Genomic DNA, 15,338 nt, shown 5'->3' with positions numbered 1-15,338 from the left:
GCCGCTGCGGACAGCGGTTCGACCCGGGCGGGCGAACCCGACAGGCCTCCCCCTCTGTCATCGGGACCTGAGAGCTTCACCCGCGCGGTGCGCTGTGGGCGCGCCGCCGGCTTGCACCGTCGGTGAGGGTGGTGGCCGTCGGCTCCCTCGCCGACGGTCCTACCCTGCTTTCCAGAGTGACCTACCCCACACGGTACGGATGCCTGAGAGATTCCGGGGAGGAGTTGCTCCTTCGGCGCCCCGACCAGCGTTTTCCGCGGTCGGGGACTCTCCCGAGCGGGCTCGGCGGTCGGGCCCAGGGTACCAGCGGGAGGCCGCCCGATCACGGGTGCGCCGGGTCACTCGCCCGATTCGACCGTGACCGCCGCGTGACCCGGACGGCCCAGCCCGCGGCCCGTCCGGCCCCACCCCGGTCGCGCCCGTCCGATTCATGGCTTTTGGTGTGAAGTGGCGTACGGAACGGGCGCTCCGGCCACCGTCCTGCGGGAGTTCCGCAGGCGCAGCGCACTGGAGGAAAGAGTGCAAACCGATATCGACCCCCGGGACCTCATCGGCCACAAGGCGGTCGACCGCAACGGAGACAAGATCGGCACGGTCGACGAGGTGTACCTGGACGACGCCACCGGCCAGCCGGAGTGGGCCGCCGTCCGGACCGGCATCTTCGGCCGGGACGCCTTCGTCCCCCTCACCACGAGCGAGTTCTCCGGCGACGAACTCCGGGTGCCGTACGACAAGTCGCTGGTCAAGGAGTCGCCGGACTTCGGCGTCGGCCAGCACCTGTCACCCGCCCAGGAGCTCCAGCTCTACCGCTACTACGGCCTCGACGCCCCGGTGGACGGACGGCCGGCCAGCGGCAACGGCGATGGCGACGGCGACCGGCCGGCGCAGCCCGACCTCGGCTTCGGCACCACCCCGGCGGCCGAGCCCGTGAAGTCCCTCGCCTTCCACTCCCTCGAATCCGTCCCGCCCACCACCCCGGCCGGCACCACCGGCACCGCCACGGAGGCCAACGTGCGGACCCTCAACACCCCCGCACCCGCACCCGCAGCCGCCCCGCCGGCGACCGCGACCAAGCCGCACCCCGCCCCGCCGGCGACCGCGACCAAGCCGCACCCCGCCCCGACCGCGACCCCGGCCCCGACGCCCACCGCCACCGGCCGCGAGCCCTCGACCGGCCCGACCTCCGCTCCCCCCAGCGGCCCGGTGGAGATCACCTGCCGCGAGGAGCGGCTGGACATCACCACCGAGTGGCACGTCGTGGGCACCGCGAGGCTGCGCAAGTACGTGACGAGCGAGCAGGTCGAGCGCCGCGTCCCGATGGTCCGCGAGCGCGTCCGGGTGGAGCGGATGCCGGTGAGCGATGCCGAGCGCGCCTCGCTGACCGAGAAGGAGATCGCCGAGGCGGTGCAGGAGGTCACCCTGCGCGAGGAGCGCCCGGTGGTCCGCAAGTACCTCGCCCCGATCGAGCGGGTCCGCCTGGTGGTCGAGCGCTACACCACCGAGGAGGTGATCCGGGACGAACTGCGCCGCGAACACGTCGAGGTCCACGACAACACCCCCGCCACCTCCACCCCGGCCACCTCCACCCCGGCCGTCGACGGCGCCCGCCCGGCCGCATTGCGCCCGCTCTCCTGACACCCGCCGCGAGGTCCCCGGACCGCCACGGTCCGGGGTCCTTGGCACGCCCCGGCCATCCACCTCCACCTGAGCATCACCAAACCCCCTCCCATCCATCCCGGCCCCGCCACAGACGCCCGAAATCCTTCGACTTTGCCAAAGCTTCGCCAATTGATATTTGACACTCTGAAGCATCTCCCGGCATGGTTACTTCAGTTCATTCACTATGTACGGGAGGAAGCAACCGTGAGTGAGGCACCACAGCCCACCACCGCGGCCGAGAAGCAGAGCAGCGCCCGGGTCCTGCCGGCCCTCATCCTGGCGATGCTGTCGTTCAGCGTGGTGCAGACCGCGGTCGTTCCGATCCTGCCCTCGCTGGCCAAGGAACTGAACGTCTCCGCGTCCAGCGTCACCTGGCTGATGACCGCCAACCTGCTCTCCGCAGCCGTGCTGACTCCCCTGCTGGGCCGCTTCGGCGACCTCCGGGGTCGTAAGCCGATGCTGCTGATCTCGCTGGCGGGCCTGGTCGCCGGTTCGGCGCTGGCGGTCAGCACCCACTCCTTCACCTGGCTGGTCGTCGCCCGCGTCCTGCAGGGCGCCGGCGGTGGCGTGCTCCCGCTGGCGATCAGCATCGTCCGCGACGAGCTGCCCAAGCAGAAGGTGACCGGCGGCGTCGCCGCCATCAGCGCCTCGATGGGCGTCGGCTCCGGCCTCGGCCTGGTGGCGACCGGTCTCCTGCTGGAGCACTGGAGCTACAAGTCGATCTTCTGGATGGGCCTGGTCTTCGGCCTGATCGCGGTCGCCCTGGTCGCGTTCCGCGTCCCGTCCGACCCGGTCACCGACAAGGAGGGCGGCGCCGACCCGCTCGGCGCCCTCACCCTGGCCGGCTGGCTCTCCGCCCTGCTGGTCGCGGTCAGCCAGGGCAACCACTGGGGCTGGACCTCGACCAAGACCCTCGGCCTGTTCGCCGTGGCCGCCGTCGTCGCCCTGATCTGGGGGGTCATCGAGACCAAGGTCGCGCACCCGCTGGTGGACATGAAGATGATGTCCCGTCCGGCCGTCGCCTTCACCAACCTGGCCGGCCTGCTGATCGGCTTCGGCATGTACGGCTCGTTCATGGTGATCAGCAACTTCGCCCAGACCCCGGAGAAGCTCGCCCACTACGGCTTCACGGCGACCGTCCTGCACGCCGGTGTGATGCTGCTGCCCTCCGCGATCGGCTCGATGGTGGCGGCCCCGCTCGGCGCGGTCCTGATCGCCCGCCGCGGCCCGCGCCTGCCGCTGGTCCTCGGTGGCGTCCTGGGTGCCGTCGCGATGGCCTACCTGGCCATGCGGCACAGCCACGAGGCCGACATCTACACCTCCTCGGCGATCTTCGGTCTGGGCATCGGCCTGGCGTTCTCCGCCATGCCGGCCTACATCAACGGCGCCGTCCCGGTGGAGCAGAGCGGCATCGCCAACGGCATGAACGCCGTGCTCCGCACCGTCGGCGGCGCGATCGGCACCGCCGTGATGGCCGCCATCCTGACCGGCGACACCATGAAGCTGCCGCCCCAGATCCCGGTGCTGCTGCCCACCCTGGACGCCTACAAGCACGCGTTCTGGACCGCGGCCGTCGTCTGCATCATCGCCGGCGCCGTCCCGTTCCTGATCCGCGGCATCAAGCCGGCCGTCACCACCGCCTCCGGCGGCGCGGCCGACCAGAACTCCAGCCCCGAGCTGGTGAAGTCCGACGTCTGACCAGGCGTCCGGCCGCCGCGCTCAGGGACAGGGCGCGGCGCCCCGGTCTTCGGACGGTCGTGAGGGCATCACGACCGAATGAAGTCCGGCCCGGTATACGGCCCCAACCGGTACTCCCCCACCGGTTGGGGCCACTTCGCGTGTCACGCCCCCGCTTCCGCCGGACCTCTCATGCCTCCGCCTCCTCCGGCCCCGCGTCCCCGCGCAGCGGCAACGGCCGGGCCGGTTCCAACGCCCGGTCGTCCACCGCGAAGGTCCGGATCCGCCCCGGCCCGCTCCACGGCGTCTCGAACCGTACGGTGACCCGCCCGACGCCGCTGCCCTGCACCCACCCGGGCCCGAGCTCGGCGTGGTGGACGTCCTGCCCGGGCATCCAGCGCCGCGGCCCGGCCGCCTCCGGCTCCTCCTCGGCCTCCTCGTCCTCCGTCTCCGCGTGCTCGGCCGCCTCCTCCCGCAGGGCCTGCGCGAACAGGTCCTCCTGGGTGTAGTCGGCCAGTTGGGCGACGCCGACCCCGAGCAACCGGACCCCACCGGTGATGTCCACCTGGGCCGCCAGCCGGCGCGCCGTCTCGATGATCACCGCGTCGTCGTCCGTGGGCCCCCGCAACGTCTCCGAGCGGGTCAGCGTCGAGAAGTCGAACCGCCGGACCTTGAGCACCACCGTCCGCCCCGACCGCCCGGCCGCACGCAGCCGCCGCACGCACCGGGCGGCCAGCACCTCCACCTCGCGCAGCACCCGCTCCCGGTCGGCGAGGTCCACCTCGAAGGTGTCCTCCACCGAGACCGACTTGGCGTCCTGGTCGGCCACCACGGGCCGGTCGTCCAGCCCTATCGACATCTGGTACACGCCGGCGCCGTGCGCCCGCCCGAGCAACTGGACCAGTTCGCTCTCCCCGGTCTCGGCGAGGTCGGCCACCGTGTTCAGCCCGGCCCGCCGCAGCACCTGCTCGGTGGCCGGCCCGATCCCGGGCAGTGCCCGGACCGGCATCGGGCCGAGTACGTCCCGCTCCTGCCCGGGCTCGATCATCACCAGCCCGTCCGGCTTGGCCTGTTCGGAGGCGATCTTCGCCATCAGCTTGGACCCGGCCGCCCCGACCGACCCGGTCAGCCCGGTGCGCCGCTGGATGTCCGCCCGCAGGTCCTCCGCCAGCGCGAGCACCAGCCGCTCCCCGGTCTCGTGGTCGGCCTCGGCCAGCGCCGGGCCGTACGGGCCGGCCTCCAGGTCGACGAAGGCCTCGTCCAGGCTGAGCGGCTGCACCAGCGGCGACAGCTCGCGCAGCAGGCCCATCACGGTGTCGCTGACCTGCCGGTAGGCCTCGAAGCGGCCGGACAGGAAGGCCGCGTTGGGGCAGAGCCGGCGCGCCTGCGCCATCGGCATCGCCGAGTGCACCCCGAACTTCCGCGCCTCGTACGAGGCCGTGGAGACCACCCCGCGCCCGCCGAGCCCGCCGACGATCACCGGTTTGCCGCGCAGGCTCGGCTTGGCCGCCTGCTCCACCGCCGCGAAGAAGGCGTCCATGTCGAGGTGGATGATGCTCGGCAGTGATCGCACCCGCCGATCATCCCGTACGGGTCCGACAGTACGTACGAACCCGGCCGACGCCCCGGGTCGGCCACCGCCCTGCTACCGCTTCGCGGCGTCCGCCAGGGCCTTCGGGATGCCCTCCTCGGTGGGCCCGAGGAACACCGGGTCCGGCCGCAGCCAGGCGTTGACCGCCGCCTTGCCCGCCCCGGGGATCTCCCGCAGCCCGCCGTACAGCCAGGTGCTGTCGTGCGGCTCCGGCACCCCGACCGCGTACGCGTCGATGCCCGCCGCCTGGCAGAGCGCCAGCGCCCGGCGCACGTGGAAGTCCTGGCTGACCAGCACCGCCCGCTCCACCCCGAAGACCCGGCGCGCCCGGGTGCAGGAGTCCCAGGTGTCGAAGCCCGCGTAGTCGCCCACCACCCGGACCTCCGGCACCCCGTGCTCGATCAGGTAGCGCCGCATCGCGTCCGGCTCGTCGTAGTCGTCCCGCCCGTTGTCGCCGGTGACGAGGATCGCCTGCACCTTCCCCTCCCGGTACAGGTCCAGCGCCGCGACCAGCCGGTGCTCCAGGTACGGCGACGGCTTGCCCTGGTCCAGCCCGGCGCCGAAGACCACCGCGACCGGCGCGGACGGCACGCTGGCCACCGTGCCGACCCGGTCCCCCGCCGAGACCCACAGCCAGGCGCTCGGCGCCAGCGCCAGCGAGCAGAGCACCGTCCCCACTTGGAAGATCCGGCGCTGCGTGGCCCGCTGCCGCAGCCGCACCTTCAGCAGCCCGCCCCGACGCCGCAGCAGGTCCGTTATCCCGGTGCCGAGCCTCACATGCCCTCCCTCGATCGCTCCACCGGGCGCAAGACGAGGCCGCGGGCCCGGACGGTTCCCCGTCCGGGCCCGCGGCCTCGTCAGTTCCGCGCTCAGACCGCCCGGATGCGCCGCTGGGCCAGTTCGTCCGCCGGGTCGTGGCCGACCAGCGTCTCGCCGGTGTCGGTCCGCTCGGCGTGCAGCCGTCCGAGCACCAGCTCCAGCTCCTGCCAGACCGCTCCCACCGCGATGCCGAACACCCCCTGACCACCCTTCAACAGGTCCACCACCTGCTGCGGCGTGGTGCACTCGTACACCGTCGCGCCGTCGCACATCAGCGTCATCCCGGCCAGGTCGCCCTGCTCGGCGGCCTGCAGATGGGCGACCGCCACCCGGATGTTCTGCAGCGAGACACCCGCGTCGAGCAGCCGCTTCACGATCTTGAGCAGCAGGATGTCGCGGAAGCTGTAGAGCCGCTGGCTGGTGGCCGGGTACGCCGAACGGACGCTGGGCTCCAGCAGTCCGGTCCGGGCCCAGTAGTCCAGCTGGCGGTACGTGATGCCGGCCGCCGCGCAGGCCGTCGGCCCGCGATAGCCGATCAGTTCGGACGTCGGGGCCAGCCGCTCGATGGCGGGCTGACCCGGCTGCACGGCCGGGAACCTGCCCACCCGGGGCAGGTCCGCCACGGTGCGAGCGGTGCGCGGCAGGTGCACGGCGCACAGGCCTCCCACGGCCGTGTCATCGCCGGTGCTGCTCATGCCTACCTCCGTCCACTTGTGCTGCGGGCAACCCGAACTGCGGGCATCGGGCACCCGGACAGCCACTCCTGACGGTAGGCAGTCCCCTATGACCCGTCAACGATCGCCACGCCGGGCCAGACAAACCACATCACTCAGGAGAGTGGTTTTTCGTGCCCCTAGTGTGGGTAGGTCGACGGTTTTTGGCAAAACGGCAAGCCAAACAGCGCCCGAACCGGTACGCCGTCCCGTCCGCGCTACTGCGGACCGCTGCCCCCGAAGTCCTCGGGCGACACCTGGTCGAGGAACTCGCGGAACTTCTCGACCTCGTCCTCCTGCTCGTCCGGAATCGCGATGCCCGCCTCGGCGAGCACCTCCTCGCTCCCGTAGATCGGCGTGCCGGTGCGCAGGGCCAGCGCTATCGCGTCGGACGGCCGGGCGCTCACCTCGACCCCGCCGGCGAAGACCAGCTCGGCGTAGAAGACGCCCTCCCGCAGGTCGGTGATCCGGACCTCGGTGAGCTGCTGTCCGAGCGCCTCCAGGACGTCCTTGAACAGGTCGTGCGTCAGCGGGCGCACCGGCGTCATGCCCTGCTGGGCGAAGGCGATCGCGGTCGCCTCGCCGGGACCGATCCAGATCGGCAGGTACCGATCGCCCCCGACCTCCCGAAGCAGCACGATCGGCTGGTTGGAAGGCATCTCCACTCGGACACCCACGACGTCGAGCTCATTCACACAGGCAACCCTATGGCTCCAACCCCGGATATGAAAGCGCAGAGCCGACGCCGCTGGTCAGCGCGGTGCTCTCCAGCAGCCCGGGCCTGGACAAACGCCCGCACCGACGCTACCCGCGGGCCCGCAGACCGGCCTGGACCATCGCCGCGTGCAGCCGCACGGACAGCATCGCGAGCTCCCTGGCGGTGGCCTCGGCATGGGCCCTGGTCTGCGGGTTCCGGTGCCGGCGCAGTGGCGCCACCACCTGCTCCACCAACCCGATCTCGCGGTCGGCCGCCGCCTTCATGGCCCGCAGGTGTCGCGGCTCCAGCCCGTACCGGCCGAGTTCCGCGACCAACCGGGCCACCTGCAGGGCCTCGCCGTCGTATCCGCCGTCCGGGCCGGACACGACCAGCCCGTAGGCCTCCCACTCGGCCAGCTCCTGCTCCCCGGCCTCGGCGGCGGCCAGCAGTTCGGCGCGCCCCAGCCGGACTCCGGACGGAACGTCGGCGGAGGCGACCAGCTCCCGGTCCGCCTCCTCCAGCGGCCCGGGCCTGGCGTCGGCGGAGGGCGGCAGCGCGGGCGGGGCCTCACCGCGCTCGATCGCGTCCAGGTGCTCGCGGATCACCCGCAGCGGCAGGTAGTGGTCCCGCTGCATCCGCAGGACGTAGGCCAACCGCTCGACGTCGGCCGGGCTGAACTTGCGGTACCCCGAGGGCGTGCGCTGCGGCTCGACCAGCCCCTCCGCCTCCAGGAACCTGATCTTGGAGATGGTGACCTCGGGGAAGTCGTCGCGCAGGAAGGCCAGCACCGCACCGATGCTCAGCAGCTCGTCGCCACCGCGTCGCCGCCCGACCGGCCGATCCGGGCGGAGCGGCTGCCTGGGGCCCGCGACCACCCCGCGGCCGACGCGGTCCGCCTGCGGACCGGACGATGCGGGGATGGCCGCCCCGAGAGAAGATGAAGGGGTATTCGTACTCACTCGGGCTCCTGCCGACGTTGGGTTCAGTACCCCCGGTTGTGGCCGGCGAAGAACACCAGCCGGTACTTCCCGATCTGCACCTCGTCACCGTTGTTCAGCGAGACCTCGTCGATCCGCTCCCGGTTGACGTACGTGCCGTTGAGGCTGCCGACGTCCGCGACGCTGAACCCGGAGGGCGTGCGGCGGAACTCCACGTGGCGGCGCGACACCGTGACGTCGTCCAGGAAGATGTCACCCTGCGGGTGACGGCCGGCCGTGGTGACGTCCGAGTCCAGCAGGAACCGGCTGCCCGAGTTCGGGCCGCGCTGGACAATCAGCAGGGCCGAGCCCGGCGGCAGCGCGTCGATCGCCGACAGCACCTCGGCCGACAGGGCCGGCGTGGCACCGGTGCCGGTCGTGGTGTTGGGGTCGTACGACTCCAGACCGGAGATCGAGATGGTCGACGTGGTCTCCGCCGCCCCCTCCGGGAGCAGACCACCGCGCAGCGCCGTGCCGCAGTTCGAGCAGAACCGGGCCGACGCCGGGTTCTGGTTACCGCACCTGGGGCACGGAGTGGGGCCAGCCATGTTCACAGCCTCCTGGCGCGGCACACCCGACGGGTTGTGCCCGGCGTACGGGTCGGGGGCAAACCCTCCACCAGAGGTTGAGGGTCCTGACTGGAAACCTATGCGCGGGTCGCCGGAAGGGTCAACCGACGCGCCGTAACCCGCCGGATTCCCGACGTACTGGGCGGCGCCGCCGTCCCGGAACAGCGGCTGCTCGGCGTACGCCGCCGCCTCGGGGGCGGAGCGCATGCCCGGCACGGAGGGCTCGTCCTCGGGCCGGCGGTGCCGCGCGGTGGGCGCCTCGACCGAGGCCGCGCCACGGCCCTTGTTACGACCGAACAACTTCGAGAAGAAACTCACGGGCGAATCCCCTTGCGTGTGACAGACCCGCCCGCGGGGCAGGGTGAGAACCTCGGACAGGCTGCGGTCCCGATTGCGGACCGGGCCTGCTGGAGTGGTACTCCGACGGCTGGTACTGCGGTTGTTACTCCGGTGCGTACTGGTACGACCCAGTCTCGCCCACGCGACGGCTGCGTCCCGCACCGGGTGCGGCCCGCAGGTGACGGGCCGTTCGTCGGGCGCCCCGTCACTTCGAAGCCGGCTTGGCGTACTGCGGCGTCTTCAGATCCACGAGGGCGTCGACGACCACCTTCTGCTGCTGGGTGATCGTCGCCCGCGCCTGGTTGCTCTCCAGGGTGCGCACGACACCCCCCGGGATGTTCAGCGCGGGCGTCAGATCCTGCGGGTTCCCCACGACGGTGAACCGATAGGGCTGCGAGACCTTCTTCCCGTCGATCTGCACCCCGCCGCCCGACACGTCGGTGAAGTAGGTGTTGACCACCACGCGCACATCGTTGATCTGAATCGCCTCCGCCCCCGCCGCTCGAAGTTCCTGCAGGGTGTCCAGCAGCATATCTGCCTTCACCTGCCCTTGGGGATCATCGACCGTGAGTACGATGCCCGGACCAGTGGCTTTGACGGTACCGGCGAGCACGCCGAGCTCCGTCGCCTTCTTCCTGGTCTGTTCCTGGGCCTCCTTGGCCTGGTTGGAGCTGTTCTCCAACTTGGCCAGGGACTGCTCCAACTCCGCCTTCTCCTGCTGCAGACGCTGCTGGCGGCTGTCCAGTTCGTCGAGGATGCGCACCAGGTCCTCCTGGCGGGCCCCACGCAGCTGGCTGTGGTGGTCGTTGGTCGACCGCACCTGGATCGCCAGCGCCAGGCCGAGCGAGAACAGCAGCAACGCCACCACCAGCTGCCCGCGCGACAGCCTCGGCGGCCACAAAGCCGCCTTGAGGCGCCGCCGCCCGGCGTTGCGGTCGACGTCGGGCGGCTGCACGTCGGCCGGCTCCACCACGGACTCGACCCCTGACGCAGCCTCGGGCTCGGGCTCCACGGCCTTCGCGAGCCGCACCACGGGCTCGGGCGCCGCCGCGGGCTCAAGCTCAGGCTTAGCGTCAGACTTCACCAGCGCCGCCGCGGGCTCCTCGGCCCCGTCCTTCTTCGCGGGCTCCTCGACGTGCTCGACGGACTCGCCGTGCTCGGCCTCGCCCACCGGCTCGACCGGGCCCGTCTCGGCAGCCTTCTTGGCCGCCTTCCCCTCGCCGTCCACGTTCTCCGCCGCCGTCTCGCGGCCGGGCTCAGGCGCGGAAGACATGGCGCCGAATCGCGGCCGCGTTGGAGAAGATGCGGATGCCGAGGACGACGACCACACCCGTGGACAGCTGCGAGCCGACGCCCAGCTGGTCACCGAGGAAGACGATCAGTGCCGCGACCACCACGTTCGACAGGAACGAGACGATGAACACCTTGTCGTTGAAGATCCCGTCCAGCATCGCCCGGACACCGCCGAACACGGCGTCCAGCGCCGCCACCACCGCGATCGGCAGGTACGGCACGACGGCGTCCGGCAACTCGGGCTGGACGAAGAGTCCGACGACCACCCCGATCACGAGACCCAGTACGGCAATCACGGTCTAGCTGCTCCTGTCCCTGCGGACGACGACCTGGTCGAGGTCGTCGTGGACGAGTGGGCTGTCGAGGGCTTCGCGGATCCGCTCGGCGTGCGCCGCCCGGTGCTCCCGGACGGTGAGACGGACGCTCCCGGGCTCTCGGAGGTTCCGGCGGTGGACGACGACGTCGCGGCGGGGGTGGTCGGGGCCGCCGAGGGAGACGCCGAGGGCGAGGCCTCGGGCGTGACCGGCTGGGCGATCCGCAGCGTCACTCCCACCGCCGCCGGCAGCGTCAGGCTCTTCTGCGTGGACATCGTCGACTTGATGCCGTACTTCTCCTGGAGCAGCCGCAGGTACTGCCCGGCCATGGCGTTCTCGAAGGTCCCAAGGAGCTTCGGCCCGTCCCCGATCGCCTGGATGGTGTACGGCGGCACGAGCGGCCGGTTGTCCACCAGCACCGCCTCGCCCGCGGCCCGGATCGCGGAGAGCGCGGTCAGCCGCTGGCCGTTGATCGCCAGGGCCTCCGCACCGGATCCCCACAGGCCGTTCACCACCAGCTGCAGGTCCCGGTCCCGCAGTCGGCCGCTGTTGGAGAAGCCCTGCCCGGCCCGCGGATCGACGTTCCCCCCGCTGCCGGTGCCGGTCGCGTCCTCCAGGACCAGCTTGACGCCCGGTCCCGTGACCTCCCCCAGGCCCACCGCACCGGTCAGACCACCCTGGTCGCCGTCGCCCGTCGCGAGCGCCTGCTGCTGCGTGCTCTCGACCTTCCGCCGCAGCTCCTGGACCTGCTGCTGGAGGTGGTCGGCCGAGCCGTTGCTGTCGTTGATCCGGTGGATCAGCGCGTCCCGTTCCTTGGCCAGCGTCGGCTCCGCCTTGTGCGCGTTCACCGCGCCGACCGTCACCACGGCTGCGGCCAGGGCCAGCCCGGCGCCCAGCGTCAGCAGGCCGCGAGCCGTCCTGGGTATCCGGCTGTCGTGGTCGCCGCCCCGTGCGGCCGCCGCCTCCGCGTAGCCCTCGTCCAGGCTGTGGTCCATCACGTTGGTCAGCAGGGACATCGAGGCGTCCGGGCGGTTGTACCGTCCGTTCGGGGCACTCGGCGTCGGCGTCGCTGGCATGCCGACCATCGTCCCACGTCGGCGAAGGGCCCCGTGCACACCCCCTGAGCTGCACACACGACACAAAGTGACGGATCGTTCCGAACGGTGCGAAAACGGACAGTGGGGCGCGCGGAACATGCCGCGCGCCCCGACCATCAGGACCGTCTGTCGCCAGGACCGTCGGGCGATCAGGCCGGTGCCGTCACCGTCCGGCCCCGTCGACCACCGCCGCCCACTCGTCCAGCAGCGCCTCGGTCGCCTCGTCGTCCGGGCCCTCCGCCCACAGGTGGGTGGTCGCCTCGGCCGGGTCCGGCAGCACCAGCGTCCAGCGCCCGTCCGCCTCGACGACCCGGACGCCGTCCGTGGTGTCCAGCCGCCGGCTGCCGGCCGCCTCCACCACCGAGCGCATCACCATCCCCTTGGCCGCCCACGGCGTCGCGAGGTCCCGGCGACGGATGTGCGCCTGCGGGATGCGCGCGTCGATCTGGCTCAGCGTGAGCTGGGTGCGGGCCACCAGGCCGACCAGCCGCACGAAGGCCGCGGCGCCGTCCAGCACCCCGCTGAACTCCGGCACCACGAACCCGCCGCGCCCGTCCCCGCCGAACACCGTACCCTCGGCGGCGGCGGCCTTCGCCAGGTCGTCCGGCGTCGTCGTGGTCCAGATGACCTGGGTGCCGTGGTACGCGGCGACCTGCTCGGCGATCCGGGTCGTGGTCACCGGCAGCGCCACCTGCCCGCTGCGCCGCTCGGCCGCGACCAGGTCCAGCAGCACCAGCAGCGCCCGGTCGTCGTCGATCACCCGGCCCAGTTCGTCGACGAAGGCGACCCGCTCACCGACCGGGTCGAAGCGGACGCCGAAGGCCGCCCGGGAGGAGGCCACCAGCTCGCCGAGCCTGGCCAGCCCGGCCCGCCGCTCCTCCGCGTCCTCCGTCGGCCGCGCCTCGTCCAGCCCGCTGGAGACGGTCAGCGCCTCCACCCCGAGCCGCCCGAGGATGCTCGGCAGAACCAGGCCGGCGCTGCCGTGCGCGGTGTCCACGACCACCTTCAGCCCGGCCTCCCGGACCCCGGTGGTGTCGATGGCCCGCAGCAGGTTGCCCGCGTAGGAGTCGAAGACGCTGGACGGGAAGGTCAGGTCCCCGATCTCGCCGGGGAAGGCGCGCCGGTACTCCTGGCGCGCGTACACGCGGTCCAGCTTGCGCTGCCCGGCCTGCGAGAGGTCGGCCCCGCGCTCGTCGAAGAAGAGGATGTCCAGCGAGTCCGGCACCCCCGGCGTGGTCCGCAGGAAGATCCCGCCCGCGCTCCCCCGCGCGGTGTGCTGCCGGGCCACCGGCATCGGCACGTTCTCCAGGTCACGGACGTCTATGGCGGACGTCTGGAGTGCCGAGATCATCGCCCGTTTGAGCGCACGCGCACCACGCGAGTGGTCACGCGCAATGGTGACGGTCGCCCCCTTCTTCAGGGTCGTGGCGTACGCGCCGGCCAGCCGCACGGCCAGCTCCGGGGTGATCTCGACGTTCAGGATCCCCGAGACCCCGCGGAGGCCGAACAGGTGCTCCTGACCGCGGGACTCCCAGATCACCGAGGTGTTGACCACGGCGCCGGCCTCGATGGTCTTGAACGGGTAGACCCGGACGTTCGCCCCGATGATCGACTCCTCGCCGATCAGGCACTCGTCCCCGATCACCGCGCCGTCCTCGATCCGGGCGGCCCGCATCACGTCGGTGTTCTTGCCGACCACGCAGCCGCGCAGGTTGCTCTGCGGCCCGATGTAGACGTTGTCGTGCACGACGGCCTTGTGGAGGAAGGCGCCGCGCTTCACCACCACGTTGCTGCCGAGCACGGTGTGCTCACGGATCTCGACGCCGGCCTCGACCTTGGCGTAGTCCCCGATGTACAGCGGCCCGCGCAACACCGCCTCCGGGTCCACCTCCGCACCCTCGGCCACCCAGACTCCGGGCGAGATCTCGAAGCCGTCGATCTCGACGTCGACCTTGCCCTCCAGGACGTCCGCCTGGGCCTTGCCATAGCTCTCGTGGGTGCCCACGTCCTCCCAGTAGCCCTCGGCGACGTAGCCGTAGACCCGCTTGCCCTCCTTCAGCAATTGCGGGAAGACGTCACTCGACCAGTCGACGGACTCACCCGCCGCGACATAGTCGAAGACCTCGGGTTCCATCACGTAGATACCGGTGTTCACAGTGTCGGAGAAGACCTGCCCCCAGGTCGGTTTCTCCAGGAAGCGCTCGACCCGTCCGTCGTCGTCCGTGATCGTGATTCCGAACTCCAGGGGATTCGGCACCCTGGTGAGACAGACCGTGACCAGTGCGTTCTTGCTGCGGTGAAAGTCGATCAATTCCGAGAGATCGAAGTCGGTCAACGCGTCACCGGAGATCACCAGAAAGGAGTCGTCCTTCAGGGCGTCCTCGGCGTTCTTGACACTCCCCGCGGTGCCTAGTGGCGTCTCCTCGTGGGCGTACGTCAGATGCATGCCCAGGTCCTCGCCGTCACCGAAGTAGTTCTTGACCAGAGACGCCAGGAACTGGACGGTGACGACGGTGTCGGAGAGGCCGTGCCGCTTCAGCAGCCGAAGCACGTGCTCCATGATCGGCCTGTTGGCGACCGGAAGCAGCGGCTTCGGCATGCTGGAGGTCATCGGGCGGAGTCGGGTGCCTTCGCCCCCTGCCATTACAACGGCTTTCATTACGGGTGCGTCCTCCTTCGCGGTGTTGGACCTGCAGGTCCATCAAACCGTTCCAGAGGGATCCCTACCCGGAAGGTATCGTCCGACGCACCGATACGGCGTGGGACTTCTCTCAGATCACGTCTCAGACTGCGGACGCGGAGCCCGCCGAGCCCGCCCTGATGATCCGCCGGGCCTGAACCGCGTAAAGAATACCGGCCCACCAGTACAACGTGGTCCCCCACCAGATGAAGGCCCAGCTCACGACCTCGGCCGGCCGCGCGATCCAGCTGTCCACACTGCCGAGCAGCAGAAGCGGGAACGCGTACATCAGATTGAAGGTCGCGGCCTTCCCCAGAAAACTCACCTGGAGCGGCCCGTAGCCGTGCCGGTTCAGAATCGGCAGCAGCGCGGCGATAAAAAGTTCCCGGGCTAGCAGAATCGCCGTGACCCACCACGGCAGAATCTCACGCCAGGTCAGACCGACCAGCGTGGACAGCACATAGAGCCGGTCGGCCAGCGGATCGAGCAGCTGCCCCACCCGGCTGATCTGCCCCCACCGCCGCGCGAGCTTTCCGTCGAGGTAGTCGCTGACACCGCTCAGCGCCAGGATCAGCAGCGCCCAACCGTCGTTGTTGGGGCCGTCGAAAACCGGCCAGAGAATCAGCCAGAGAAAAAGCGGAACACCGACCAGCCGGCCCATGCTGAGCAGGTTGGGGATGGTGAGGACGCGATCGGTCTGGACCCGCGTCTCCTGGACCTCCACCCGGGGGCCTCCTGTCCCGTGTGATGACAATGCACGTTGACCCTACAACAGAGAAGCCCCCGCCAGGGTCACCCGGCGGGGGCTTCTCTCGAAGAATTGTTCGGCGGCGTCCTACTCTCCCACAGGGTCCCCCCTGCAGTACCATCGGCGCTGTAAGGCTTAGCTTCCGGGTTCGGAATGTAACCGGGC

Annotated in this window: 13 protein-coding genes, 1 rRNA gene and 1 riboswitch; of the genes, 2 read left to right on the top strand and 12 right to left on the bottom strand. The window is 71.1% G+C overall.

Features of this window, described 5'->3' with window-relative positions:
• Nucleotides 1–181: 181 nt before the first annotated feature.
• Nucleotides 182–285, bottom strand: a riboswitch (glycine riboswitch).
• Nucleotides 286–519: 234 nt separating this feature from the next.
• Together ACIOJE_RS24470 and ACIOJE_RS24465 are read left to right on the top strand one after the other, a co-directional pair.
• Entirely contained in the window at nt 520–1,635 is a 1,116-nt protein-coding gene (locus tag ACIOJE_RS24470; protein WP_400778816.1) for a PRC and DUF2382 domain-containing protein, read from the top strand.
• 228 nt (nt 1,636–1,863) lie between these two features.
• Nucleotides 1,864–3,357: an MFS transporter gene (locus ACIOJE_RS24465; RefSeq protein ID WP_400778814.1), complete on the top strand. Its 1,494-nt coding sequence runs from the start codon at nt 1,864–1,866 to the stop codon at nt 3,355–3,357.
• 169 nt (nt 3,358–3,526) lie between these two features.
• On the opposite strand, the gene ACIOJE_RS24460 is transcribed toward ACIOJE_RS24465, so the two are convergent.
• The 12 genes from ACIOJE_RS24460 to rrf form a co-directional block, all read right to left on the bottom strand.
• Nucleotides 3,527–4,909, bottom strand: a complete 1,383-nt coding sequence (locus ACIOJE_RS24460; RefSeq protein ID WP_400778812.1) for a DNA polymerase IV — start codon at nt 4,907–4,909, stop codon at nt 3,527–3,529.
• 72 nt (nt 4,910–4,981) lie between these two features.
• On the bottom strand, nt 4,982–5,704 hold the full coding sequence (locus tag ACIOJE_RS24455; RefSeq protein ID WP_280684768.1) for a vancomycin high temperature exclusion protein: 723 nt from the start codon (nt 5,702–5,704) through the stop codon (nt 4,982–4,984).
• A 92-nt stretch (nt 5,705–5,796) separates the two neighbouring features.
• Nucleotides 5,797–6,441 carry a MerR family transcriptional regulator gene (locus tag ACIOJE_RS24450; RefSeq protein WP_400778809.1) on the bottom strand — a complete coding sequence of 215 codons (645 nt, stop codon included), beginning with the start codon at nt 6,439–6,441 and terminating at the stop codon, nt 5,797–5,799.
• Between the two features lie 236 nt (nt 6,442–6,677).
• Nucleotides 6,678–7,154: a bifunctional nuclease family protein gene (locus tag ACIOJE_RS24445; protein ID WP_030303568.1), complete on the bottom strand. Its 477-nt coding sequence runs from the start codon at nt 7,152–7,154 to the stop codon at nt 6,678–6,680.
• Nucleotides 7,155–7,263: 109 nt separating this feature from the next.
• Nucleotides 7,264–7,959 carry a MerR family transcriptional regulator gene (locus ACIOJE_RS24440; protein ID WP_280684776.1) on the bottom strand — a complete coding sequence of 232 codons (696 nt, stop codon included), beginning with the start codon at nt 7,957–7,959 and terminating at the stop codon, nt 7,264–7,266.
• Nucleotides 7,960–8,138: 179 nt separating this feature from the next.
• Nucleotides 8,139–9,020, bottom strand: a complete 882-nt coding sequence (locus ACIOJE_RS24435) for an FHA domain-containing protein (protein WP_400778807.1) — start codon at nt 9,018–9,020, stop codon at nt 8,139–8,141.
• A 226-nt stretch (nt 9,021–9,246) separates the two neighbouring features.
• Complete coding sequence (locus ACIOJE_RS24430) at nt 9,247–10,314, bottom strand: DUF881 domain-containing protein (protein ID WP_400778805.1); 1,068 nt, start codon at nt 10,312–10,314, stop codon at nt 9,247–9,249.
• Nucleotides 10,298–10,630, bottom strand: coding sequence for a small basic family protein (locus ACIOJE_RS24425; RefSeq protein ID WP_280684771.1), 333 nt, complete (start codon nt 10,628–10,630; stop codon nt 10,298–10,300). Before ACIOJE_RS24425 ends, ACIOJE_RS24430 begins: the two co-directional genes overlap by 17 nt.
• Nucleotides 10,627–11,724 carry a DUF881 domain-containing protein gene (locus tag ACIOJE_RS24420; protein WP_400778803.1) on the bottom strand — a complete coding sequence of 366 codons (1,098 nt, stop codon included), beginning with the start codon at nt 11,722–11,724 and terminating at the stop codon, nt 10,627–10,629. Before ACIOJE_RS24420 ends, ACIOJE_RS24425 begins: the two co-directional genes overlap by 4 nt.
• 184 nt (nt 11,725–11,908) lie before the next feature.
• Nucleotides 11,909–14,404, bottom strand: a complete 2,496-nt coding sequence (locus ACIOJE_RS24415) for a sugar phosphate nucleotidyltransferase (RefSeq protein WP_400778801.1) — start codon at nt 14,402–14,404, stop codon at nt 11,909–11,911.
• A gap of 124 nt (nt 14,405–14,528) precedes the next feature.
• Entirely contained in the window at nt 14,529–15,149 is a 621-nt protein-coding gene (locus ACIOJE_RS24410) for a CDP-alcohol phosphatidyltransferase family protein (protein WP_280684773.1), read from the bottom strand.
• A 98-nt stretch (nt 15,150–15,247) separates the two neighbouring features.
• A 5S ribosomal RNA gene (gene rrf, locus ACIOJE_RS24405) occupies nt 15,248–15,338 on the bottom strand; the annotation flags it as partial.

The sequence above is a fragment of the Kitasatospora sp. NPDC087861 genome (assembly GCF_044742585.1).
Lineage (GTDB): Bacteria > Actinomycetota > Actinomycetes > Streptomycetales > Streptomycetaceae > Kitasatospora.
Note: the sequence above shows the minus strand (reverse complement) of the source record. Positions and strands in the feature narration are given on the sequence as shown.